The organism is Polaromonas sp., from assembly GCF_029945895.1.
Lineage (GTDB): Bacteria > Pseudomonadota > Gammaproteobacteria > Burkholderiales > Burkholderiaceae_C > Polaromonas.
Map to the genome: position 1 here is coordinate 1 of NZ_JAQSDL010000040.1, position 23,210 is coordinate 23,210.

Here is a 23,210-nt window from a genome sequence, read left to right on the forward strand (position 1 = left end):
ACAACTGCGCCCAGTGCCACGGCTCGGACGCACGCGGCAGCAAGGGTTTCCCCAATCTGACCGATGGTGACTGGCTGCACGGCGGTGCGCCTGCCAAGCTTGTCGAGACCCTCACTCTGGGCCGGCAGGGCAACATGCCGCCCATGGCAGCGGCCGTGGGTACCCCCGATGACGTGAAGAATGTGGCTCACTATGTGCTCAGCCTGTCCGGCAGTCCGCACGACTCGCTGCGCTCCCAGCTCGGCAAGGCCAAGTTCACGGCTTGTGCCGCCTGTCACGGGATGGACGGCAAAGGCAACCAGGCCCTGGGTGCGCCCAACCTCACGGACGACATATGGCTGCACGGCTGGGGCGAACAGGCCATCGTCAGCATGGTCAATAACGGCAAGGTCAATGTCATGCCGGCCCAGGCAGGCAAACTGACCGAAGCGCAGATCCATGTGTTGTCGGCCTACGTCTGGGGCCTGTCCAACAAGCCGGCGACGCTCGCGACCGCGCGCCCCTGATAACCGAAAGAGTTCACGCCGTGCAGGAAACCCCGGTCCGCAAGATCATCCCCATCGTTCCCGAGGAAGAGATATCGCTGTACGAGGCGCAGAAGAAGCTGTATCCGCGTTCGGTGACCGGGTTGTTCGCCCGTTGGCGCTGGTTTTTCGTGTTCCTGACCCAACTGGTGTTTTACGGGCTGCCCTGGCTGGAATGGGGTCAGCGGCAGGCGGTGTTGTTTGACCTGGGGGCGCGCCGCTTCTACCTGTTCGGCGTCGTTTTGTATCCTCAGGACTTCATCTACCTGACAGGTCTGTTGGTCATCAGCGCGCTGTCATTGTTCCTTTTTACGGCGGTGGCGGGCCGGCTGTGGTGCGGGTTCACCTGCCCGCAGACCGTCTATACCGAGATCTTCCTCTGGATCGAGCGCAAGGTCGAGGGTGATCGTAGCGCGCGCATGCGACTGGATGCGGAGCCGGCTTCGGCGCGCAAGCTGCTGAAAAAGGGTAGCAAACACTTTTTATGGATCGCCCTGTCGCTGTGGACCGGCTTCACCTTTGTGGGCTACTTCACCCCGATCCAGACTTTATGGGCGCAGGCTTTCACGCTGTCGTTCGGCCCCTGGGAGTGGTTCTGGGTGAACTTCTACGCCATCGCCACCTACGGAAACGCCGGTTTTCTTCGCGAGCAGGTGTGCAAATACATGTGTCCTTATGCCCGCTTCCAGAGCGCCATGTTTGACCGGGACACCTTGATCGTGAGTTATGACACCGCTCGTGGTGAGCCCCGCGGCGCTCGCTCGCGCAAGGCCGACCTGTCCACGCTCGCGTTGGGGGCCTGTGTGGATTGCACCCTGTGCGTGCAGGTCTGCCCGACGGGCATCGACATCCGCGAGGGACTGCAGTACGAATGTATCGGTTGCGCGGCGTGCGTTGACGTGTGCGATACCGTGATGGACAAGATGAATTACCCCCGCGGGCTGATCCGCTTCAGCACCCAGAACGCCATGGCTGGTCAGTGGAATAAGGCCGAGTTGTGGCGCAGGGTGCGGCGCCCGCGTGTGCTGGTCTACAGTGTGATTCTTCTGGCGCTCTGTGTCGGACTCATGTGGAGCCTGCTTGAACGCACGCCGCTGAAGGTGGACGTGGTGAGGGACCGCGCAGCGTTATCGCGCATCGTGGCCGGCGGCAAGCTGGAGAACGTGTATCGGCTGCAGATCATGAACGCCACCGAGCAGCCGCAGCGTTACCGCATCACGGCGTCCGGTCTGGAAGGTCTGGCACTGGCTTCGGAGTCCGAAGTCGATATCGGGCCCGCCGAGTCGCGCTGGGTGCCGGTACGCCTGCAGATCGGCTACGGGTCGGCTACCCCCGGATCCCACGCGATCGAGTTCAAAGTCAGTGACCTTGCAGGCGAGAGCCATGTGAGCGAGAAGTCCATTTTCCTTGTCCCGCGATGATGGAGAGCACCATGAAGGAAAACAACATGAGTATTGTCCAGGCCCCCCGGGCCCCCCAGATGGCGCCCGCACCCTGGTGGAAATTCGGCTATGTCTGGATGGTGATTGCCGGTCCCGCCATCGTGGTGGTGGCCGGTTTTGCAACGCTCTGGCTTGCCTTGGTCAACCCCGAAACCCTGGTGGACGAAGACTACTACCGGAAAGGCATCGAAATCAACAAGACGCTTGCCGCAGAGAAGGACAAATCCCTCATGCCAGCGGTGCAGGGGCGCAACCATGCCGCCACGCCGCCCGGTGCCACTCCTGCGCCGGCCGGACAGCGCTGAACCACCAACAGACGGAGACAGCCATGTGGAACCAGAAACTGATGTGGATCGCGTGGCCCGCGTTCCTGGGTGCTTGCGCGCTTGAGCTGCTTGTTTTTGCAGTGGTGGATCCGGGAGATCTGCACTGGTCCGGCCAGCCGCTTGGGCTTTCGCGGCAGGGCGTGTACACCGCGTCTTTTTTTATATTCTGGATGGTGTGCATGGTGTCGAGCGCATTGACCGCGCTGCTGGGAATGTCTTCTGCCGAGGTCAACCGCTGTCCCGTCCCCACGGGCGATCGTCCGGACAGTTGCCGCCCGCGGTAATGCGGATACGGGGTGCACTGGCGTATTTCAGCACGGCACGGTCATGACCACCCTGTTCGAAGACCGCGCCGACGCTGGTCGTGTCTTGGCCTCCCACCTGCAGGCATATGCGGGACGCGACGATGTCGTTGTGCTGGCACTGGCGCGTGGCGGCGTGCCGGTGGCGTGGGAAGTGGCCCGGGCGCTGATTGCCGAACTTGACTTGCTGGTTGTGCGGAAGATGGGGGTTTCGGGCCGTCCCGATCTGGCCCTGGGTGCCATTGCCAGCGGCGGCGCAAGGTACATCGATCCCAAGGTACTGGTTGCCAGCGGGCTGAGCCCGCAGCAGCTCGAGGAGATCGTCGCGACCCAGAGCCGGGAACTGGCGCGCATCGATGCGCTGTATCGCGGGTCAAGGAAAGCCGTACGCATCGAAGGTCGCACGGTCATTGTGGTGGACGATGGTGTAGCCACCGGAGCCTCGATGTGCGCCGCGCTGATGGCTTTGCGGTCGGCCAAGCCCGCCTGGATTGTGGTGGCTGTGCCGGTCGCGCCCCCCGGTGCGCAGGAATGGATTGGGACCGCGGCGGATGAGTTTGTCTGCGCCCTGAGTCCGCCGGATTTCTGCGGTGTCGGAAGCTGCTACCGCAACTTCACACCGGTCGGCGACGAGAAGGTACGCACGCTGCTGGCCGCGTCCTGAAGCGCGCTCCCAGGTCAGCCCGCCCAAGTCAGCCCGTGTATCCTTGCCCCCACTTCAGTGAGCGGCTGGCTGGCTTTCCGTCTCCGATCGGATCACCAGCACCGGCACCGGGGCAAGCCGGATGACCTGCTCGGCTCCGCTACCCAGCAACATGCGCCCGACGCCGCGTCGGCCATGGGTACCGACAACCACCAGATCTGCTTTCCATTGCCTGGCTGCCTCGGCCACCGTCTCGGCGAGACGCTCTCCCAGAGTGTCGAAAAGCATCGTGTCCGCCTCCACGCCGGCGGCGGCGGCGATGGCCTTGGCGTCATTGAGGATCTGCGTCCCGGAGTCGCGCATGATCCGGGTCATGTCTCCAGAATAGCCGCCAAACTGTTCATAACCGCTCAGGTAACTCAACTCCTCCAGCACATGAACAAGACGGACCCGGCCACCAGCATCCCTGGCGAGTTGCAGGGCCGCTGTCAGGGCCTTGTTGGAGGTATCGCTGCCATCGACGGGGACAAGTATGCGCTGGTACATGATCGATTCCTTCAAAGGCTGCCTTGGTTGGATTCAGTGTGAAGGGGTGGTGGAGGAAAGCCATTGATGTGGATCAACGGCCTTTGATCGGGGAACTGGACAGAGGGAGAGTGTCAGCCTGGTCCCGGGTTGTCGCCACCCGGTTTGGGACAAAAAATGAGTACTTTTGGTCATTGCTACACTGAGGCATGGATTTTTCTCCTATCGGTCTCCTGGACACAGCCTCACTTGCTGATAACCCCGGCAGCGCAGCGGCTCTGCTTGCGGGGGTGCTGGACTCGGCCATGGATGCCATCATCACGGTGGATGAGAACCAGAACATTGTCTTGTACAACCGCGCAGCCGAAACAATCTTCGGATGGCCGCAGCAGGAGGTCATGCACCAGTCCCTCCAGAGGTTGATTCCCGGCCGTTTCCGGCAAGGACATGCCGGGCATGTCGAGCGTTTCGGAACCACTGGCGTGACATCGCGGCGTATGGGCACGCGCAATGTGGTTTACGGCCTGCGCGCCAACGGGGAGGAGTTTCCGCTGGATGCTTCTATTTCGCATCTGGACACACCGGACGGGAAGCTGTTCACGGTGATTCTGCGCGACATCACCGGTCGGCTGCTTGCGGAAGACGAACATGCGCGCCTGGCGGCCCTGCTGGACTCCGCCATGGACGGAATCATCACCGTGAACGACAAGCAGCAGATCGTGATGTACAACCGCGCGGCTGAAAAAATCTTCGGCTGGCCGAGCGGGCGGGCCCTGGGCCAGCCTCTGGGCGAGCTCATGCCCGAACGCTTTCGCGCCGGTCACGATGAACACGTACGCCGGTTCTCGGCAACCGGCGTCACCTCCCGACGCATGGGTGATGGCTCCTTGATTTACGGATTGCGCGCCAGCGGGGAGGAATTCCCGATGGACGCCTCCATCTCCCAGCTCGACACGGCCGACGGGAAACTTTACACGGTGATCCTGCGCGACGTGACCGAGCGGGTCCGGGCCCAGCAGGAACGCAGTGCCTTTGCAGCTGCCGTGAATGCCGCGCGCGAGGAAGAAAAAACCCGGGTGGCCCGTGAGTTGCACGACGAGCTGGCGCAGTCGCTGACGGCGCTGAAGATGGACACCATCTGGGTGCGCGACAACACCCGCGAGGCGCCCGATCTGGCCGCGGCCAAACTGACTGACATGCTGACGATGGTGGATGGCATGGTGGCTTCCACGCGCCGCATTGCCGCTGACCTGCGGCCGTTGTTGCTGGACGACCTGGGCTTGCTGGCCGCCATCGAGTGGCTGGTCCATAACTTCAGCCAGCGCACGGGTGTGGCCTGCACGCTTTCAGCCCACGAGGACCTGGAGCTGCAGGAGCCTTATGCCACTGCCGTTTTTCGCATCGTTCAGGAGGCGCTGGCCAATGTTGCCAAACACGCCGGCGCGAGCGAAGTGGCTGTAGCCATCGACAGCCTGCCTGGCCAGATCATGCTGTCGGTACGCGACAACGGCCAGGGATTCGTGACGGGGATGCCGCGCAAGCCGCAGTCGTTGGGGCTGATGGGTTTGCATGAGCGGGCGCAATTGCTCAACGGACGCGTCAGCATTGACAGTGCGCCGGGGCAAGGTACGCGCATCGACGTGACCATTCCTGTGCCCGAAGCGGAGACTGCCCGGTGATCAGGATAGTGATTGCCGATGACCACGCTATTGTTCGCGAAGGTCTCAAGCGCATCGTCTCTTCAGCGGATGACCTGCGGGTGCTGGCCGAAGCGGCCGACGGAACCGAGGTCATGCAGCGCGTGCGTGAATTCGAGTTTGATGTCCTGGTGCTGGACCTGTCCATGCCGGGCCGCAGCGGCATGGAACTGATCAAGCTGGTGCGCAGTGAAAAACCGAAAGTGCGGATTCTTGTGCTCAGCATGCATCAGGAGCTTCAGTATGCCGTGCGCGCCATCAAGTCCGGGGCCAGCGGCTACCTGACCAAGGAGAGTGCCCCTGGGCAGTTGGAGCAGGCCATCCGCAAGATCGCGGCTGGCGGGGCCTTCATCAGCGCCGAAGTCGCCGAGCAGCTTGCCCTGAGTGCGATGCCAGGCGGAACCTCGGCACCGCACGAGTCGCTGTCGAACCGCGAATTCGAGGTGTTTCGCCTGATTGCTGCCGGCATTTCCGTGACGGACATCGCCACGCGCCTGAAACTTTCGGTGAAAACCATCAGCACCCACAAGGCCAACCTGATGCAGAAGATGGGTCTGCAAAACCAGAGCGAGTTGATCCGTTACGCCATCAAGCACGGCGTGTCGGAGCCGCTGGAGCCCTGAGCCCTTGACCGGCGCTTGACCTTCGTCAAGCCGCTGGCGGCGTCTGTCCCCTAAGGTGGCGGGAACGCAATGGTCAAGGAGCCGCTCCATGAAAACATTCCTCACGCAACTGCTGGTTCATCTGGACGCCTCGCCGCAGGCCCCGCAACGCCTGGAAGCAGGGTGCCGTATCGGGCAGGCTTACGGCGCGGCCGTGACCGGCCTTTACGCCGTGACCCCCAGTTTCGTGGCGCTGCCTTTTGCGCCCGAGGTCGGTCCGGGCGTGGCAGCGGCCTTGCGCGAGATGGATGACGAATTGCGCTCGCGCGCCCGCGCAGCTTTCGATCGCGTGCAGACGATGCCAGGCATGCAGGCTGCCTGGGCCGAAGCGGGCGATGATCCGGTCATGGGGGTCTTTGCCGAGCAGGCCCTGTATGCGGACCTGCTGGTGCTCGGCCAGCACGATCCCGCCAGTACGCCCGCGACCGGCGTGCCGGTCGATTTTGCCGAGTCTGTGATGGTCGCCAGCGGCAAACCGGCCCTGATCCTGCCCTACATCGGCGCCCCATCGTCCATCGGAGACACCGTGGTGCTTGCCTGGAAACCGACGCGCGAGGCGGCCCGGGCGGTCAGTGCTGCGCTGCCCATGCTGCAACGGGCCAGGCGCGTGCATGTCCTTTCCTGGTCGGACACGGACGAGGCGGTGAGCGGTCAGCGACTGGACCTGGACAGTTATCTCAAACTGCACGGGGTGGACGCGACCTGGCATCGCGAGACGGGAGAGCCCGAGTTGCTCGGTGAGTTGCTGCTGTCGCGTGCCTTCGACCTCGGGGCCGACCTGCTGGTGATGGGCTGCTACGGCCACAGCCGCGCGCGCGAGTGGGTGCTGGGCGGCACGTCCCGTACCGTGTTGCGGTCCATGACCCTGCCGGTGCTCATGGCGCACTGACGGAGCGGTCACGGCGTGACGTTTGAGGGGGCGCCAATGCCCGGCACCTCCCTGCGCTCGGATTATTCCTAGAAGGGGTAGGCGCTCCGGTCTTCTGAATCCGGACTTCTCCGAGGGGTGCATTCAGCCGCTGCCTATGGCCGCCAGGTCCGGTTGCGGCCACAGTAGGAGCCATGTCTTCCCGCCAAGCGCCTCTCAAAGTTTTTATCGCCGATGACTCGGTCCTGATCCGGGACCGTGTTACCGCCATGCTCGAAGCCAGCGCAATACGCGTCGTCGGTTCGGCTGCCACGCCGCAGGATGCCATTGACGGCATCCTGGCCGCGTCGCCCGATGTGGTGGTGCTGGACGTCCAGCTCGAAGGCGGCTCCGGGCTGCAGGTTCTGCGCGCCGTCCACCTGGCCGCACCGGGCATCGCCTTTGTGGTGTTCAGCAGCAATTCCGGCCCCGCCTACCGAAAACGTTATTTCGGGGAGGGCGCCGAAGCTTTTCTCGACAAAAGCACCGAATTTGATCAGCTCGTTCAGACGGTGGCGAAAGTCGCCCCGTATGTCGCGTGCTGACGCCTGAATCCCCCAAGGAGAATCCCATGTCTGCAGCCATCCTCAACACCGTCGCCGCCCCTGTCCGCATCGTGCCCCGGCAAGCTGTTCCCGCGACCGCAGCGGTCGCGCCGCTCATGACCCATTGCTCGACCTGCCATCTGCGCGACCTGTGTCTTCCCTGTGGCATGACAGGCAGCGACGTGGAGCGGCTGGACGGCCTGATGTTCAGCCGGCGCAAGGTGAAAGCTGCCCAGACGCTGTACCGCGAAGGGGACCGTTTCCAGTTCATCTATGCCGTGCGCAGCGGCACCTTCAAGTCCAGCCTGATGCTGGCAGATGGCCGTGAGCAGGTGGGCGGTTTTTACATGGCTGGTGAACTGATGGGCCTGGATGGCGTCGCCAACGGCGCCCATGCCAGCAGCACCACCGCGCTGGAAGACACCGAGGTGTGCGCCATACCCTTTGCCCATTTCGCCGAAGTGGCGGCTGGCAACCCCGGCATGCAGCATGTGGTCACCCGGCTGATGAGCCGCGAGATCGTGCGCGAGCACAGCCTCATGGTATTGCTGGGCAGCATGAATGCCGAGGAGAGGCTGGCGGCATTTTTGTTGAACCTGTCGCAGCGCATGAAGGCGCGCGGGTATTCTGCCACCGAGTTCCATCTGCGCATGTCGCGCGCCGAGATCGGCAGTTATCTCGGCATGACCCTTGAAACCGTGAGCCGGACTTTCTCGGCCTTTCAGCAGCAGCGCCTGCTGGAGGTGGACAAGCGCCACATCCGAATCACCGACCTGGACGGCCTGACCCGGGCTTTCGAGACACGCGTTCACTGAACGCGGGTTGAGCGGCGAGCCCTGGCATGAAGTACAAGGACTATTACGCTGCCCTGGGTGTGCCCCGCGATGCGGACGCCGAGCAGATCAAGAAGGCCTACCGCAAGCTCGCGCGCCAGCACCATCCCGACGTGTCCAAGGCGCCCGATGCCGAGGCCCGCTTCAAGGAAGCAGGTGAAGCGTATGCGACGCTCAAGGACCCCGAAAAACGTGCGGCTTACGACCAGTTGGGACGCCGTCCTGCCGGGGAGGAGTTTGCACCGCCGCCGCAGTGGCGCCATGATTTCGGTGCGGACGGCCAGGGGTTCGAGGGGGTTGATCTGGCCGATCTGCTGGCGGCGATGGGCCGGGGGCAAAGGTCGGCCCGGGAACCTGTCCCGGTGCGCGGGCGTGACTATGAGACCAGCATTCGCATCACGCTGGAAGACGCGCACCGGGGCGCCAGCGTCAATCTCAATCTGGCCGATGATGAAGGTGAACGCGCGCTGGAGGTCACCATTCCGCCTGGCGTGACCGAGGGCCAGAAGTTGCGCTTGCGGGGCAAGGGTGGAAAGGGCAGCAACGGGGGTACGGATGGCGACATTTACCTGCACATCACGCTGGCAGCGCATCAGGTGTTTCGTCCGGATCACCACGACCTGTACTTTGATCTGGCGCTGACACCCTGGGAAGCAGCGCTCGGTGCGGACGTGGAAGTGCCGACGCTGGACGGGCCGGTGCTTCTCACCGTGCCGCCGGGAACACACTCGGGCCGCAAGCTGCGCCTGCGGGGCCGGGGTCTGACCGATGGCCGCAGCGGGCGTGGCGACCTGTACGCCGCCGTGCGCATCGACGTGCCCGCCCACCTGACCGAACGGGAGCGCGAGCTCTTCGGGGAGTTGGCAAAAACCTCGCATTTCAACCCGCGCGAACCAGCGGGGAGGGAGAAGTCTCATGGAAAAACAGCTGTTTGACGTTGCCTGGCTCGATGCACGCGAGGCGGTGACCCTGGCTGAACTCGCACAAATCTGCGCCATGAGCGTGGATGAACTGGACGAACTGACGGACTATGGCGTCCTTGTGCCGACGGGGGATGGGCGGCAGGAGCGCCTGTTCAGTGCCGAATGCGTCGTGCCGCTCCGCACGGCTGGCAAGCTGCGCCAGGATTTCGACCTGGATCTGTTCACGGTCGGGCTCCTGCTTGGTTACCTGAACCGCATCGAGGTGCTGGAGCGCCAGCTGCTGTCCCTGCAGGCGCAACTGCCCGGCAACGCGCCGGCCTAACCCCGCCAGGTTCAGCGGGGGTCAGCGCTTTTTCTTGCCGGGAACGCTGCAGAACTGGTCGTAGAGAACCTTCATCACGTCGAGCGCCTGCGGGCTGTCGATGCGGTAATAAATGGCCTTGCCGTCGCGGCGGGTGCTGACCAGGCCCTCGTCGCGCAACACACCAAGCTGTTGCGACAGTGTGGGCTGCAGGATGCCGACCGACTCCTCCAGCTCGCCGACGCGCATCTCGCCCTGGGCCAGCTGGCACAGCAAGAGCAGGCGATCCGGATTGGAAAGCACTTTCATCAGTCGGCAGGCGGCATCGGCAGAACTGCGCAGGTTGCCGAGATCCATCACGGTGTCTGCGGGCATGAAAAAACTCCTTTTGATTTGCGACAATGATATTATATTGACAAATATAATGTATTTAAATATACTTTAGAAATCAAAACGGAACAAACCGGAAAACAAGACATGACACCGATTGTCACCAGCTTTTTTGACCCCGACACCTGGACCGTCAGCCACGTGGTCCAGGAGAAGCAGGGCGGGGCCTGCGCCATCGTCGACCCCGTGCTGGACTACGACGCCAGGTCCGGCCGCACCCGGACCACCTCTGCCGACAAACTGGCGGCTTTCGTGCAGGACAACAGGCTGCAGGTGGCGTGGATCCTGGAAACCCATGCCCATGCGGACCACCTGTCTGCCGCGCACTATCTGCGCGGGAAGCTGGGCGGGAAGATCGCCATCGGGGCGGCCATCACCCAGGTTCAGGCCACGTTCAAGCGTATCTTCAACCTCGAGCCCGGATTCCTGACCGATGGTCGCCAGTTCGACCACCTGGTGCAGGATGGCGAGACCCTGGCCATGGGTGCACTCGAGATGCGCGCCTTGTGCGTCCCCGGCCATACGCCGGCCTGCATGGCCTACCGACTCGGCGATGCCGTATTCGTCGGCGACACGCTGTTCATGCCCGATGTCGGCACGGCGCGCTGTGACTTTCCTGGCGGGGACGCCTCCGCTCTGTACCGTTCCGTGCGCAAGCTGCTGGACTTTCCGCCTGAAACCCGCCTGTTCATGTGCCATGACTACCCGCCCGCAGGCCGGTCTCCAGCTTGGGAAACCACGGTTGCCGAGCAGCGCGCCAGGAACATCCATGTCCATGACGGCGTGGGCGAAGAAGAGTTCGTGAAGATGCGCACCGCCCGGGACGCCACCCTTGACATGCCCAACCTGATCCTGCCGTCGGTGCAGGTCAATATCCGCGCTGGCGAGATGCCCCCCGCGGAGGACAACGGCGTGTCCTACCTCAAGATTCCGCTCAATGCGCTGTGATTCAGCGCGACTTCCCATTCGGAAAAAGAAGATGCCTGGCTGCAAAAGAAGCGGGACATTGACATGAAGCAAGTGCAGAAACAGCTGTTGAACCCACTATGGAAAAACAGGTTGCAGCTCTGGACGCTGGCGCCCGGCGACCTCGCGCATGACAAAGGACAAATGATGAAAAAGTTGCGGTTTCCCGCTTTTCCGGTGCTCGCCGTGCTGCTGGGCCTGACGCTCAGCGCTGCTTCGGCGCGCGCTGTCACGGCCGTCGAGGTGCCGGTGGTACAGATCCGGGCGAAGGCCGTGCCCACGGGCTTCGAGCTCGATGGTGTGGTCCAGCCGGTGCAGCAAAGCACCTTGTCGGCGCAGGCGTCGGGACGTGTGGCGTCCCTGCTGGTGAAGGCGGGGGACCGGGTTCGTGCCGGACAGTTGCTGGCCACCATTGATGATCGCGAGACCCAGACCGGCGTGCAGCGCAGCCAGGCGCAGGTGGCGCAGGCCGAGGCCGAGTTGCGCAATGCCCGGGCCAACGCCGAGCGTTCCCGTGAGCTGCAGGCCATGGGCTTTGTCAGCAAGGCTGCACTCGACACCGCCAATACGCAGCTTAACGCCGCGCAGGCCGGGCGCGACCAGGCCGCCGCCGGTTCCCGCCAGTCGGCACTGGCGCAAGGCTTCACGCGCGTGACCGCTCCTTATGACGGCTGGGTGTTGCAGACCCTGAGCGAAGCGGGTGATCTGGCCATGCCGGGGACGCCCCTCCTGACGCTTTATGCGCCGCTGCCTTTGCGTGCCGTGGTGCAGGTACCGGCGTCGCTGGGCGACATTGCCCGGTCGGCCAGCCGGGTGGACATCCAGGGTCCGGCCGGCAAGACCGGATCGCAGTGGCTCGTCCCGGTGGCCCGCAGTGTGCTGCCCTCGGCGGACCCGGTATCGCAGACCATCGAGTGGCGGCTGGAGCTGCCGAGCGCCGGCGCGGAGGGCCTGGTGCCGGGCCAGCAGGTGCGTGTGCGTTTTGTCGGTGGCGCGTCCGAGCGCATGGTGGTACCGGCTTCGGCCGTGGTCCGGCGTGGTGAGTTGACGGCGGTGTATGTGGTGGCCGGGCAGGGTTTCGCGCTCAGGGCAGTGCGGTTGGGTGCCGACCATGGATCGGCTGGTGTGGAGGTGCTGGCGGGCCTGTCCGCCGGGGACAGCGTGGCGCTGGACCCGGTGCGCGCCGGTCTGTCCGGTGCCCGTCCGCAGGCCACTGCGCGCTGAGGTGACCATGAACGAGCCCACCTCTTCCGGTTCAACCCGTCTCGGCGCATCGGGCCGCATGGCGGCGGCCTTTCAGTCCAATGCCATCACGCCGCTGCTGGCCCTGGTGGCCTTGCTGCTGGGGCTGTTTGCCGTGCTCGTCACGCCGCGCGAGGAGGAGCCGCAGATCAACGTGACCATGGCCAACGTGCTGATCCCGTTCCCCGGCGCCAGCAGCGAAAACGTGCAGAACATGGTGGCCCGGCCCGCCGAGCAGGTGCTCAGCCAGATTGCCGGCATCGAGCATACCTATTCTGTGGCCCGTCCCGGCCTGGCCGTGCTGACGGTGCAATTCAAGGTAGGTGTGCCGCGCACCGAGGCGCTGGTGCGCCTGTACGACGTGCTCAACGCCAACCAGGACTGGCTGCCGCGTGACCTGGGCACACTCGCGCCCATCGTCAAGCCCAAGGGCATTGACGACGTGCCAGTGCTGGCCGTCACGCTCTGGAGTGGCGATGCACTGGCCGCCAACGATATCGAGCGGGTGGCGCGCACCCTGGAGATGGAACTCAAGCGCGTGCCGGGCGCACGCGAAGTGCAAACCATAGGCGGCCCGGGCCGGGCCGTGTTTGTGTGGCTGGACCCGGTGCGCCTGAGGGAACGCGGGGTGGATGTGCTGGGGCTCAAGCAGACGCTGGCCGCTGCCAATTTCGGCATGCCCTCGGGCTCGGTGCTGGACCCGTCGGGCCCGATCCCGCAGATGCTCAGTGTGGAGACCGGCGAGTTCCTTTCCTCCGCCGAGGAGATCGGCTCCCTGGTCGTTGGTGTCAGCAACGGCAAGCCGGTTTATCTGAGCGAGGTGGCCCGCATCGAGGCCGGCGCCCAGTTGCCGCAGCGTTATGTGTGGTTCACGCCGGGCGCCGCCGTGACCGACGGCAGCCCGACGGCCGCAGCGCCACCGGCGGCGGGCCAGGTCTATCCGGCAGTGACGCTGACCGTGACCAAGAAGCCGGGCGAAAACGCCGTGGATGTGGCGCGTGCGGCCAATGCCCGCCTGGAGGAACTGCGCAACACGGTGATCCCGGCCAACATCCAGACCACCGTCACGCGCGACTATGGAGAGACCGCCGCAGAAAAAGCAAACAAGCTGATCCAGAAGCTGGCCTTTGCAACCGGTTCGGTGATTCTGCTGGTGGGCTTCGCCCTGGGACGCCGGGAGGCCGTGATAGTTGGCGCAGCCGTGATCCTGACGCTGATGGCCACGCTGTTTGCCAGCTGGGCCTGGGGCTTCACGCTGAACCGCGTGTCGCTGTTCGCGCTCATTTTTTCCATCGGAATCCTGGTGGACGATGCCATTGTGGTGGTGGAAAACATCCACCGCCACCAGCAGCTCTACCCGGAGAAGTCGCTGGCCGACATCATTCCCGGTGCGGTCGACGAGGTCGGCGGGCCGACCATTCTGGCCACCCTCACGGTGATTGCCGCACTGCTGCCCATGGCTTTTGTGAGTGGCCTGATGGGCCCCTACATGAGCCCGATCCCGATCAACTCCAGCCTCGGCATGGCGATTTCACTGGCGATTGCTTTCACGGTCACGCCCTGGCTGGCGCTCAAACTCATGAAGCCGCACGGCGCCGGGCACGGCCATGAGGCAACGGCAAAGCCCGGGGGGTTGGGCCCCAGGCTGCAGCGCTTTTTCACACGCATCCTCACACCCCTGCTCGACAGCGCGCGCAAACGCTGGCTGTTGCTTGGCGGCATCCTGGTGGCCTTGCTGCTGTCGGTCGGCCTGACCATGGTGCAGTGGGTGGTGCTCAAGATGCTGCCCTTTGACAACAAGAGCGAGTTCCAGGTGGTGGTGGACATGCCGGCCGGCACGCCGCTGGAAAATACCGCAGCCGCCCTGCACGAGCTGGGCGCTTTCCTGGCGCAGCAACCCGAGGTGCGTGACCTGCAGGGTTATGCCGGCACGGCCAGCCCGATCACCTTCAACGGCCTGGTGCGCCAGTATTACCTGCGTGCCGAGGCCGAGCAGGGCGACCTGCAGGTCAACCTGGTCGACAAGCATCACCGCAGCGACAAGAGCCACGTGATTGCCCAGCGCCTGCGCCCGGAACTGGAAAAAATCGGTGCGCGGCATCAGGCCCGGGTCAAGGTGGTGGAAGTGCCGCCCGGCCCGCCGGTCATGAGCCCGCTGGTGGCCGAGGTCTACGGCCCGGACGAGGCCGGGCGCCAGGCACTGGCCCGGCGCATCGCCGCCGCCTTTGCGGCCACGCCCGACATCGTGGGCATCGACACCTCGCTCAAGGAAGACGCGCCGCGCGCGCACCTCACGGTGCGCCGCCAGCGCGCCGAGTCGCTGGGCATTCCGGTGGCGGCGATTGCCCAGACGGTGCAGGGCGCACTCTCGGGTGCTGATGCCGCCTACATGCACGATGGCCAGTCCAAGAACCCGGTGCCGGTTCGCCTGCAACTTCCGCTGGACAGCCAGGTGGGGCTCGATGCCCTGCTGGCGCTGCCCATGAAGGCCGCCAACGGCCGCATGGTGCCCTTGTCCGAACTCGTGCGCGTGGACCGGGGCGTGATCAACAAGCCGCTGTTCACCAAGGACCTGCAGCCGGTCAGCTATGTGTTTGGCGACATGGCGGGCAAGCTCGACTCGCCGCTCTACGGCCTGTTCGGCATCCGGCCCAAGCTGGCAGAGGCGGCGCTGCCCAACACCGGCGAGCTCGGTGAATACTGGATCCACCAGCCCTCCGATCCCTACCGCCAGTACGCCATCAAATGGGACGGCGAGTCGCAGATCACCTATGAAACTTTCCGCGACATGGGCACCGCCTACGGCGTGGGCCTGATCCTGATCTACCTGCTGGTGGTGGCGCAGTTCAGGAGTTACCTCGCGCCGCTGGTGATCATGGCGCCCATTCCGCTGACCATCATTGGCGTGATGCCGGGACACGCGCTGCTCAATGCCCAGTTCACGGCCACCAGCATGATCGGCATGATCGCGCTGGCCGGCATCATCGTGCGCAACTCCATCCTGCTGGTGGACTTCATTGAGCTGCAGGTCGCGCAGGGCATGGCCTTCAAGGAGGCCGTGGTCAGCTCGGCCGCCGTGCGCGCCCAGCCGATTGCGCTGACCGGCCTGGCCGCCATGATTGGCGCCTTCTTCATCCTGGACGACCCCATCTTCAACGGCCTGGCCATTGCACTGATCTTCGGCATTCTGGTGTCCACGCTGCTGACACTGGTGGTCATTCCGGTTCTCTATTTCGCGCTGTACCAGCACCGGGCGGCGCCGCCGGCTACGCGCAGTGAAGCCTGAGCGACGAACTGACTTTTCAACCTGAACCAAGGAGACATGACATGGCCAACATCATCATCATGGGTGCCGGGATAGGCGGCATGCCCGCGGCCTACGAAATGCGGGAACTGCTGCCGCCTGAACACAAGATCACGGTGGTCAGCGCGGTGGACTATTTCCAGTTCGTGCCTTCCAACCCCTGGGTGGCGGTGGGTTGGCGCAAGCGGGACGACATCGTTCTCAAGATCGCGCCCCTGCTGGAGCGCAAGGGCATCGCCTTTGTGCCCAAGGCCGTCACCACCATCGACCCCGAAGCCAGGCGCCTGACGCTGGAAGGCGGCGACAGCCTGGACTACGACTACCTGGTCATCACCACCGGGCCCAAGCTCAGTTTTGACGAGGTTCCGGGCGCCGGCCCCCACGGCGGACACACCCATTCCGTGTGCACCGTGGCGCACGCGGAGGCCTTCTGGGCGGAGTATCAGGAGTTCCTCAAGAACCCCGGCCCGGTTGTCGTCGGCGCCATGCCGATGGCCAGCTGTTTCGGGCCGGCCTACGAATTCGCCTTCATCCTTGACGCCGACCTGCGCAAGCGCAAGCTGCGCCATCTGGTGCCCATCACCTTTGTGACCAGCGAGCCTTACATCGGCCACTTGGGCCTGGGCGGTGTCGGTGACAGCAAGTCCATGATGGAGTCGGAGATGCGTGGCCACGACATGAAGTGGATCACCAACGCCAAAACCACGCGCGTCGAGGACGGAAAAATGTTTGTTACCCAGGTCGATGACCTCGGCAACCTGTACAAGGAGCATGAAGTCCCGTTCAAGCTGTCCATGATGCTGCCGGCCTTCAAGGGCGTGGACGCGGTGGCGGCGGTGCCGGGGCTGTGCAACCCGCGCGGCTTTGTGCTGATCGACGAACACCAGCGCAGCAAGGCCTGGCCCAGCATCTTTGCGGCCGGCGTCTGCGTCGCCATCCCGCCGGTGGAGGTCACGCCGGTACCGACGGGTGCGCCCAAGACCGGCTACATGATAGAGACCATGGTGACCGCGATCACCCACAACATCGCCGACGAAATTGCAGGCCGGCCGGTGCAGGCGAAAGCCACCTGGAACGCGATCTGCCTGGCCGACATGGGCGACACGGGAGCAGCTTTTGTGGCCCTGCCGCAGATACCACCGCGTAACGTGAACTGGTTCAAGAAGGGCAAATGGGTGCACCTGGCCAAGATCGCGTTCGAGAAGTATTTCATCCGCAAGATGAAAACCGGCAACTCGGAGCCGGTGTATGAGAAGTACGTGCTCAAGCTCCTGGGCATCGTGCGCCTGAAATAGAACCGCTTTTTTCTTTTTAACTCTCTGGAGAATTTCATGACCGTCGAACGTTACATCCGCATCCTTGCCGGCCTCTTCATCCTGGCCTCCCTCGCGCTCGGCGTTGAGGGCAGCCCGCTGTTTGTGAGCAAGTGGGCCCTGGCCTTCACCGCCTTTGTGGGGGCCAACCTGTTCCAGTTTGGTTTCACCAACGTCTGCCCGCTCGGCTTCATGCTGAAGAAGCTGGGCGTGCCCGAGTCCAAAGTGTCCTGCGGCGCCTGACCATGAGCGACACCCTCGTCCAGGTCAGCCTGGTCCAGCAGCACGACTACCGGTTTGACATCCACTTCGGTGGCGACATTCCGCTGCTGACCGGTGATGAGCCGGCGCCACTGGGGACGGGTCTCGGGCCCTCGCCGGTGCAGCTGCTCAGCGCGGCCGTTGGCAACTGCCTGAGCGATTCGCTGCTGTTTGCGCTGCGCAAGTTCAAGCAGACCCCGGAGCCGATGCGCTGCGACATCACCTCGCAGGTGGGCCGCAACCCTGAAGGGCGCCTGCGTGTGCTGGCCATGACCGCCCGGTTGACGCTGGGCGTGCCTGCGGCCTCGCTGCAGCACCTGGAGCGCGTGATCGAGCAGTTCGAGGCCTTCTGCACCGTCACCCAGAGTGTGGGGCAGGGCATCCCGATCACCATCGAGATTTCCGACAGTACCGGGCAGCGCCTGAAATAAACCGTGTCGATCTTCCACGCCTTCCGCTTCCCGTTGGTGAGGGACCCTCATGAAAACTGGCCTTAGCCCTTATAGGGAAAGCGCAGACCGCTATCAAAACGGTAGTATCCGGCCATGACTTCCAGCCTGCCTTCCACTGCTGCCTTCTCCGCTGCGTCTTTTGCACTGCTGCCGCCCGACGACGCGCAGCGTGCCGTGCTGCACAACGAGTTGCATGCGCGGCCATCGGCCCGCGTGTGCCTGCCGGCACTCATCGTCTATGTGGCGGTGCTCAACGCCGGCGTGACGCGCGAGCAGGAATGTGAGCATCTGCGCCGGCTGCCGGGCCAGCAGGATTTGCCGCAGGACAGCCTGAACGGCAACTTCCTGAGCCTGCACTGTGAGGGCTACAACGTGCAGTGGGAACGTCACACCGAGTTCACGCGTTACGCCGTCGTGCAGGCGCTGCCTGACAGCGCGCTGCTGGGTGCCACGGAGCCACCCCTGCTGGCTGCCCCGGTGGTGGCGCCGGGCTGGTTGCCGGGCATCCCCGGACGCACGGTGGCGGCCATCCAGCTGGCCATGGTTCACGGCGACCTGTCCGGAGAGGCGGCGCTGATGGCACAGGCACTGGCCTGGTTCGGCGGCCGGGCCGTGGTGGCCTCGCAGCTGGGCAACGGCCACTCGTGGGCGGTGACCGAGTTCCACCTGGGCGCTGACGGGTTCGAGCGCATGCTGGTGATCGCCCCGCCGGGCATGACCGACATGCGTGCCGGCCGCATCTCCCAGCGCCTGCTGGAACTCGAGACCTACCGGTTGATGGCGCTGCGCGGCCTGCCCGTAGCCAAGGCGCTGGGCCCGATGCTGGCCGAGGCCGAAGGGCAGCTGGCCGACATCACCGCGCGACTGGAAAACAAGTCAGCTTCGGACCAGGGTCTGCTGGACACGCTGGTGTCGCTGGCGGCCCGTGTGGAGCGGGCCACGGCCGAGCATAGCTACCGCTTCTCGGCCACGCGCGCCTACAGTGCGCTGGTCGGCCAGCGCATCGCGGAGCTGCGCGAAAAACCCATTCCCGGCACCCAGCTCCTCGGTGAATTCATGCAGCGTCGCCTGTCGCCGGCCATGGCCACGGTGGAGGCTACCGCGCAGCGGCTGGCTTCCCTGTCCGGGCGGGTGTCGCGCACCAGCGCGCTGCTGCGCACGCGGGTGGACATCGCCACCGAGGTGCAGAACCAGCAATTGCTGGAAAAACTCACGCGCGGGCAGGAACTGCAACTGCGCCTGCAATCCACGGTGGAAGGCCTGTCGATTGCGGCCATCTCCTATTACGTGGTGAGCCTGCTGCTGTATGTGGGCAAGGCGTTCAAGGCCGCGGGTGCGCCCGTCAATCCGGAGATCGCCGCCGGGGCCCTGATCCCGCTGGTGTTGTGGGGCGTGTGGCGCACCACCCGCCGCATCCACGAAAAAATCCGTGCGCCCTGACCTTCCGAAGGTCCGGCGCAGCTGCCGGGGCAGGCTGCCCCCGTTGTTCCTCATCCGATTCATCACTTGTTACCAGGAGCCATTCCATGAAGACCGCCCATGATCTCGTTGCCGCTGCCAAAACCCGCGTGCAGGAAATCGCCCTGTCAGACGCCGAAGCTGCCGTGCGTGATGCCGACCTGCTGGTGGACGTGCGTGAAGCCGACGAATACGCCGCCGGTCATCTGGCCGGCGCGGTGCTCGTCCCGCGCGGCCTGCTTGAATTCAAGTTCAGCAGCACGCCGGCGCTGCAACCGCGCGACCTGAAGATCGTGCTGTATTGCAAGACCAGCGGCCGCGCCGCCTTGTGCGGCGCCGCTTTGCACGAGATGGGCTACCTGAACGTGCGGTCGATTGCCGGCGGCATCGACGGCTGGCTGGCGGCCGGCAAGCCGGTGGTCAAGCCGGAGGCGCCGTCCTTTGAATGATGATCTGCCTGTTTGCCCGGCTGGCCCGTCGCAGCGTCGGGAGGCCCGGCCATGAGATGGCTGGACCGCATTCCGCTGGTCTGGCTGGTCGTTCTGGCGCTCTGGATGGCCGTGGCGCCGATCACGCCCGAGCCGCACCTGATTGAAAAATTGCGGATGCTGGGTCAGGGCTTGCTGTCCCGGCCCCTGGACATCTTCGACCTGTTCATTCACGCCCTGCCCCTGGTGCTGCTTGTACTGCGACTCTGGCGCCGGGTGGCCAGCGCACGCGCCGCAGCAGGGAAGCACTGAGCCTGCGAGCGGCGGGCCTGACGGGTCATGACCAGATGCTGCACTGCCCGCCGGTGGCCCTGGCAGCATCGGAACAGTGGTAAAAAGTTGCCCCAGCCCTTTCCTGTATTGCGCAAGCAGCTATCAAATAAATAGCAAATTTTGGTCGATGGCTGTGTCTGCACCGCTGCCACGGTTACTCACTGGCTATGGCCCGCAAAGCCCGTCACGGGGCAGCGCGTGATCTGGTCCATGGCACCGGAAGGACCCCACGCCGCCGCTACGCGTGACGTGGGGATGTCTGCCAGACCTCAGCCCGTACTTCAGACCAGATCGAAGCGGTCAGCGTTCATGACCTTGGTCCATGCAGCGACAAAGTCCTTCACGAACTTTTCCTGGTTGTCGTCCTGCGCGTAGACCTCGGCATAGGCGCGCAGGATGGCGTTGGAGCCGAACACCAGATCCACCCGGGTGGCTGTCCACCTGACTTGACCCGTCTTGCGGTCGCAGATGTCGTACAGGTTTTTGCTGGTGGGCTTCCACGTGTAGGCCATGTCGGTCAGGTTCACGAAGAAATCGTTTGTCAAAGCACCTGCGCGATCGGTCAACACCCCGTGGCGGGTACCCCCGTGGTTGGTGCCCAGAACGCGCAGGCCGCCCAGCAGCGCCGTCATCTCGTGGGCGCTCAGACCCATCAGCTGCGTTCGGTCGAGCATCAACTCTTCGGCGCTCACGGCGTAGTCTTTCTTGAGCCAGTTGCGGTAGGCGTCATGGACTGGCTCCAGCGCCTCGAACGACTCGATGTCCGTGGCATCCTGGGTCGCGTCACCACGGCCTGCAGAGAACGCTACCGTGATGTCGAACCCGGCAGCCTGGGTCGCCTGCTCCACGCCGAGGTTGCCGGCCAGCACAATCACGTCCGCCACACTGGCGCCACTCTCGGCCGCAATACCTTCAAGGACGCCAAGCACCCTGCCCAGACGCGCAGGCTCATTGCCTTCCCAGTCCTTTTGCGGCGCCAGCCGGATGCGGGCGCCGTTGGCGCCACCGCGCATGTCCGAACCACGGTAAGTGCGGGCGCTGTCCCAGGCGGTGCTGACCATGTCGCTCACGCTCAGGCCGCTGGCTGCAATTTTTGCCTTCACCGCCGCCACGTCGTAGTCGGTGCGGCCTGCGGGTACCGGGTCCTGCCAGATCAGGTTTTCCTCGGGCACCTCGGGGCCGATGTAGCGCGACTTCGGGCCCAGGTCGCGGTGGGTCAGCTTGAACCAGGCGCGCGCAAAAACTTTCGAGAAGTAGTCGGGGTCCTTGTGGAAGCGTTCGGAAATCACCCGGTAGGCCGGGTCCATTTTCATGGCCATGTCGGCGTCGGTCATCATGGGCATGCAGCGGATGGAGGGGTCTTCCACGTCCACCGGCATGTCTTCTTGACGGATGTTGACCGGCTTGTACTGCCAGGCGCCCGCCGGGCTCTTGGTGAGTTCCCAGTCATACCCGAGCAGCAGCTGGAAGTAGCCGTTGTCCCACTGGGTCGGGTGGGTCGTCCAGGCGCCTTCAATGCCGCTGGACATGGTGTCGCGGCCGATGCTGCGGGTGGTCTTGTTCATCCAGCCCAGGCCTTGCTCGTCCACATCGGCGCCCTCCGGGACGGGGCCCAACAGTTTGGCGTCGCCATTGCCATGGGATTTGCCCACCGTGTGGCCTCCGGCGGTCAGGGCCACGGTTTCCTCGTCATTCATCGCCATGCGCAGGAAAGTCACGCGCACGTCCTGTGCGGTCTTCAGCGGGTCAGGCTTGCCATCCACGCCTTCCGGATTGACGTAAATCAGGCCCATCATCACGGCAGCCAGCGGGTTTTCCAGATCGCGCTCGCCGGAATAGCGGCTGTTTTCGCTGCCGCTCGGAGCCAGCCATTCTTTCTCGGCGCCCCAGTAGATGTCCTCTTCCGGATGCCAGATGTCGGCCCGGCCAAAGGCGAATCCGTAAGTCTTCAGGCCCATGGATTCATAGGCCACGTTGCCGGCGAGGACGATCAGGTCGGCCCAGCTGAGCTTGTTGCCATATTTTTTCTTGATGGGCCAGAGCAGCCGGCGTGCCTTGTCCAGGTTCACGTTGTCGGGCCAGGAGTTCAGTGGCGCGAAGCGCTGGTTACCGGTGCCGGCGCCGCCGCGGCCGTCGGCAATGCGGTAAGAGCCGGCCGAGTGCCAGGCCATGCGAATCATCAAACCGCCATAGTGGCCCCAGTCCGCCGGCCACCACTCCTTGCTGTCGGTCATGAAGGCGGTCAGATCCTTCTTGAGTGCTGTCACGTCGAGCTTTTTGACTTCTTCCGGGTAGTTGAAGTCCTTGCCCATGGGATTGGTTTTGGTGTCGTGCTGATGAAGAATGTCCAGGTTCAGCGCCTTCGGCCACCAGGCCATGTTCGAGTTGCCGGTGCTTGTATTGCCGCCGTGCACCACCGGGCATTTGCCGGCAGTGTTCAGATTTTTCAGGTCCATATAAATTTCCATTCAAGGCATCGTCAGTTGAAGTTCGCCAAAGTGAGACGATCGGGCTGTGAAGCGCCTGCCGTGCGCAAGGCTTGAAAAAAATCAAACACTGCGGGCCACCTTTTCGATTGAAGGGCCAGTGTACGGACCGGGAGGAGTTTTGAATGTCATTTTTAACAATCGTCCCGATAGTCCAGGGTTGAGACTTCCACACGGCCAGCGGGAAGTCTCAAAGCCGCAAGGGTCGGCTGGAACAGCACTCCCCCGGTCATGGCGGGTCGGCGCTCAACCAGTCGCGCCGCGCAGTCAGGGGACGGCGGCCGGATAACCGACCGTCTGCGACAGCAGGACCTGCTGGTCGTGGCTCAGGCCCAGGGCGTCGGCGATCGCACTGCGGTCTATCCAGGCGCGTATCACCGTGGCCAGGCCGCTGCTGGCAGCAAACAGGTAGACGTTCTGCGTGATGGCGCCTGCGGCAACGTGGGCGTAGGCTTCGCGCTGCGCAGCAGGAACCAACCCCATGCGCGGGTAGTTGGCGACGTAAACCAGGTCCAGAGGCGCGGTGTCGACGAAATCCTGATAGCCGGTCACGCGTCGCAGGTCGGCGCCGGCGACCAGGTGCAGGCGGTGGCTGCTGGCGTTGTAGCGGTAGGCACCTGCAGGCAGGGCTACAAAAATGTCAATCTCCTGGGCGTTGAGGGCCGATGGCGCGGTGCGTCCACCGTCGGCGCGGTTGACGCCGCAGGCGGCCCACAGCAATCCGGACAGCAGCTCGAGCGGCAGAGGCTCCGGCCTGTAGTCGCGGCTCGACTGGCGTTTGGCCAGGGCCTGCATCAGGGGCAGCCCTGCCTTCCTGTCGGGTTGCGGGAGGGTGATCAGGGCATCGGAATTCCCGAGGGCGGGCTGTGGCCGCAATTTGCCCATCATGCCCAGGGCGAGCTTGGTCAGGGTAGTCATGTTCTTTCCTCGTGTTCGGAGCTCGGCGG

Annotated in this window: 25 protein-coding genes; 21 read left to right on the top strand and 4 right to left on the bottom strand. The window is 64.2% G+C overall.

Going from position 1 to position 23,210, the window contains the following annotated elements; all coding sequences use genetic code 11:
• The 5 genes from PSV33_RS04620 to PSV33_RS04640 all read left to right on the top strand — a co-directional run.
• Window positions 1–506 (top strand): c-type cytochrome (locus tag PSV33_RS04620; RefSeq protein ID WP_300559257.1); only part of this gene is annotated, 506 nt, incomplete at its 5' end.
• Window positions 507–526: 20 nt separating this feature from the next.
• The gene (ccoG, locus tag PSV33_RS04625; RefSeq protein WP_300559258.1) at window positions 527–1,945 is read left to right on the top strand and encodes a cytochrome c oxidase accessory protein CcoG; all 1,419 of its coding nucleotides are present in this window, start codon (window positions 527–529) and stop codon (window positions 1,943–1,945) included.
• 26 nt (window positions 1,946–1,971) lie between these two features.
• Entirely contained in the window at window positions 1,972–2,271 is a 300-nt protein-coding gene (locus PSV33_RS04630; RefSeq protein ID WP_300559261.1) for a FixH family protein, read from the top strand.
• A gap of 23 nt (window positions 2,272–2,294) precedes the next feature.
• Entirely contained in the window at window positions 2,295–2,576 is a 282-nt protein-coding gene (locus tag PSV33_RS04635; protein WP_300559263.1) for a hypothetical protein, read from the top strand.
• Between the two features lie 43 nt (window positions 2,577–2,619).
• Complete coding sequence (locus PSV33_RS04640) at window positions 2,620–3,258, top strand: phosphoribosyltransferase (RefSeq protein WP_300559265.1); 639 nt, start codon at window positions 2,620–2,622, stop codon at window positions 3,256–3,258.
• 54 nt (window positions 3,259–3,312) lie between these two features.
• On the opposite strand, the gene PSV33_RS04645 is transcribed toward PSV33_RS04640, so the two are convergent.
• Window positions 3,313–3,783 carry a universal stress protein gene (locus tag PSV33_RS04645; protein ID WP_300559268.1) on the bottom strand — a complete coding sequence of 157 codons (471 nt, stop codon included), beginning with the start codon at window positions 3,781–3,783 and terminating at the stop codon, window positions 3,313–3,315.
• A 188-nt stretch (window positions 3,784–3,971) separates the two neighbouring features.
• Here PSV33_RS04645 and PSV33_RS04650 point away from each other — a divergent pair, with 188 nt between their 5' ends.
• The 7 genes from PSV33_RS04650 (at window position 3,972) to PSV33_RS04680 (ending at window position 9,651) form a co-directional block, all read left to right on the top strand.
• Window positions 3,972–5,441: a PAS domain-containing sensor histidine kinase gene (locus PSV33_RS04650; protein WP_300559270.1), complete on the top strand. Its 1,470-nt coding sequence runs from the start codon at window positions 3,972–3,974 to the stop codon at window positions 5,439–5,441.
• Window positions 5,438–6,082, top strand: a complete 645-nt coding sequence (locus PSV33_RS04655; RefSeq protein ID WP_300559273.1) for a response regulator transcription factor — start codon at window positions 5,438–5,440, stop codon at window positions 6,080–6,082. Before PSV33_RS04650 ends, PSV33_RS04655 begins: the two co-directional genes overlap by 4 nt.
• An 88-nt stretch (window positions 6,083–6,170) precedes the next feature.
• The gene (locus PSV33_RS04660) at window positions 6,171–7,010 is read left to right on the top strand and encodes a universal stress protein (protein WP_300559276.1); all 840 of its coding nucleotides are present in this window, start codon (window positions 6,171–6,173) and stop codon (window positions 7,008–7,010) included.
• 173 nt (window positions 7,011–7,183) lie between these two features.
• A complete protein-coding gene (locus tag PSV33_RS04665) occupies window positions 7,184–7,573 on the top strand; it encodes a response regulator transcription factor (RefSeq protein ID WP_300559279.1) in 390 nt (129 codons plus the stop codon).
• 26 nt (window positions 7,574–7,599) lie between these two features.
• Entirely contained in the window at window positions 7,600–8,388 is a 789-nt protein-coding gene (gene fnr, locus PSV33_RS04670; protein WP_300559282.1) for a fumarate/nitrate reduction transcriptional regulator Fnr, read from the top strand.
• 26 nt (window positions 8,389–8,414) lie between these two features.
• The gene (locus PSV33_RS04675; protein WP_300559284.1) at window positions 8,415–9,341 is read left to right on the top strand and encodes a DnaJ C-terminal domain-containing protein; all 927 of its coding nucleotides are present in this window, start codon (window positions 8,415–8,417) and stop codon (window positions 9,339–9,341) included.
• Window positions 9,322–9,651 carry a chaperone modulator CbpM gene (locus PSV33_RS04680; RefSeq protein WP_300559287.1) on the top strand — a complete coding sequence of 110 codons (330 nt, stop codon included), beginning with the start codon at window positions 9,322–9,324 and terminating at the stop codon, window positions 9,649–9,651. The genes PSV33_RS04675 and PSV33_RS04680 overlap by 20 nt, the downstream gene beginning before the upstream one ends.
• A 21-nt stretch (window positions 9,652–9,672) precedes the next feature.
• Here PSV33_RS04680 and PSV33_RS04685 read toward each other — a convergent pair whose 3' ends face one another.
• Window positions 9,673–10,005, bottom strand: coding sequence for a metalloregulator ArsR/SmtB family transcription factor (locus PSV33_RS04685; RefSeq protein ID WP_300513338.1), 333 nt, complete (start codon window positions 10,003–10,005; stop codon window positions 9,673–9,675).
• Window positions 10,006–10,107: 102 nt separating this feature from the next.
• Here PSV33_RS04685 and PSV33_RS04690 point away from each other — a divergent pair, with 102 nt between their 5' ends.
• The 9 genes from PSV33_RS04690 (at window position 10,108) to PSV33_RS04730 (ending at window position 19,756) form a co-directional block, all read left to right on the top strand.
• The gene (locus tag PSV33_RS04690) at window positions 10,108–10,968 is read left to right on the top strand and encodes an MBL fold metallo-hydrolase (RefSeq protein WP_300559290.1); all 861 of its coding nucleotides are present in this window, start codon (window positions 10,108–10,110) and stop codon (window positions 10,966–10,968) included.
• Between the two features lie 162 nt (window positions 10,969–11,130).
• On the top strand, window positions 11,131–12,210 hold the full coding sequence (locus PSV33_RS04695; RefSeq protein WP_300559293.1) for an efflux RND transporter periplasmic adaptor subunit: 1,080 nt from the start codon (window positions 11,131–11,133) through the stop codon (window positions 12,208–12,210).
• Between the two features lie 7 nt (window positions 12,211–12,217).
• On the top strand, window positions 12,218–15,514 hold the full coding sequence (locus tag PSV33_RS04700) for an efflux RND transporter permease subunit (RefSeq protein WP_300559296.1): 3,297 nt from the start codon (window positions 12,218–12,220) through the stop codon (window positions 15,512–15,514).
• A 41-nt stretch (window positions 15,515–15,555) separates the two neighbouring features.
• Window positions 15,556–16,827, top strand: coding sequence for an FAD/NAD(P)-binding oxidoreductase (locus PSV33_RS04705; RefSeq protein ID WP_300559299.1), 1,272 nt, complete (start codon window positions 15,556–15,558; stop codon window positions 16,825–16,827).
• 36 nt (window positions 16,828–16,863) lie between these two features.
• A complete protein-coding gene (locus PSV33_RS04710) occupies window positions 16,864–17,088 on the top strand; it encodes a DUF2892 domain-containing protein (RefSeq protein WP_300559301.1) in 225 nt (74 codons plus the stop codon).
• 2 nt (window positions 17,089–17,090) lie between these two features.
• The gene (locus PSV33_RS04715; RefSeq protein WP_300559303.1) at window positions 17,091–17,537 is read left to right on the top strand and encodes an OsmC family protein; all 447 of its coding nucleotides are present in this window, start codon (window positions 17,091–17,093) and stop codon (window positions 17,535–17,537) included.
• A 114-nt stretch (window positions 17,538–17,651) separates the two neighbouring features.
• Window positions 17,652–18,998 (top strand): DUF3422 family protein, encoded by a 1,347-nt coding sequence (locus tag PSV33_RS04720; RefSeq protein WP_300559306.1) that lies wholly within the window; start codon window positions 17,652–17,654, stop codon window positions 18,996–18,998.
• Between the two features lie 86 nt (window positions 18,999–19,084).
• Entirely contained in the window at window positions 19,085–19,465 is a 381-nt protein-coding gene (locus tag PSV33_RS04725) for a rhodanese-like domain-containing protein (RefSeq protein WP_300559309.1), read from the top strand.
• Window positions 19,466–19,516: 51 nt separating this feature from the next.
• Window positions 19,517–19,756, top strand: a complete 240-nt coding sequence (locus PSV33_RS04730) for a hypothetical protein (protein ID WP_300559311.1) — start codon at window positions 19,517–19,519, stop codon at window positions 19,754–19,756.
• A gap of 302 nt (window positions 19,757–20,058) precedes the next feature.
• Here the strand turns inward: PSV33_RS04730 and katG are convergent, their stop codons facing one another.
• Window positions 20,059–22,233: a catalase/peroxidase HPI gene (gene katG / locus PSV33_RS04735; protein WP_300559315.1), complete on the bottom strand. Its 2,175-nt coding sequence runs from the start codon at window positions 22,231–22,233 to the stop codon at window positions 20,059–20,061.
• A gap of 297 nt (window positions 22,234–22,530) precedes the next feature.
• Window positions 22,531–23,181 (bottom strand): SagB/ThcOx family dehydrogenase, encoded by a 651-nt coding sequence (locus tag PSV33_RS04740; RefSeq protein WP_300559317.1) that lies wholly within the window; start codon window positions 23,179–23,181, stop codon window positions 22,531–22,533.
• Window positions 23,182–23,210: the final 29 nt, after the last annotated feature.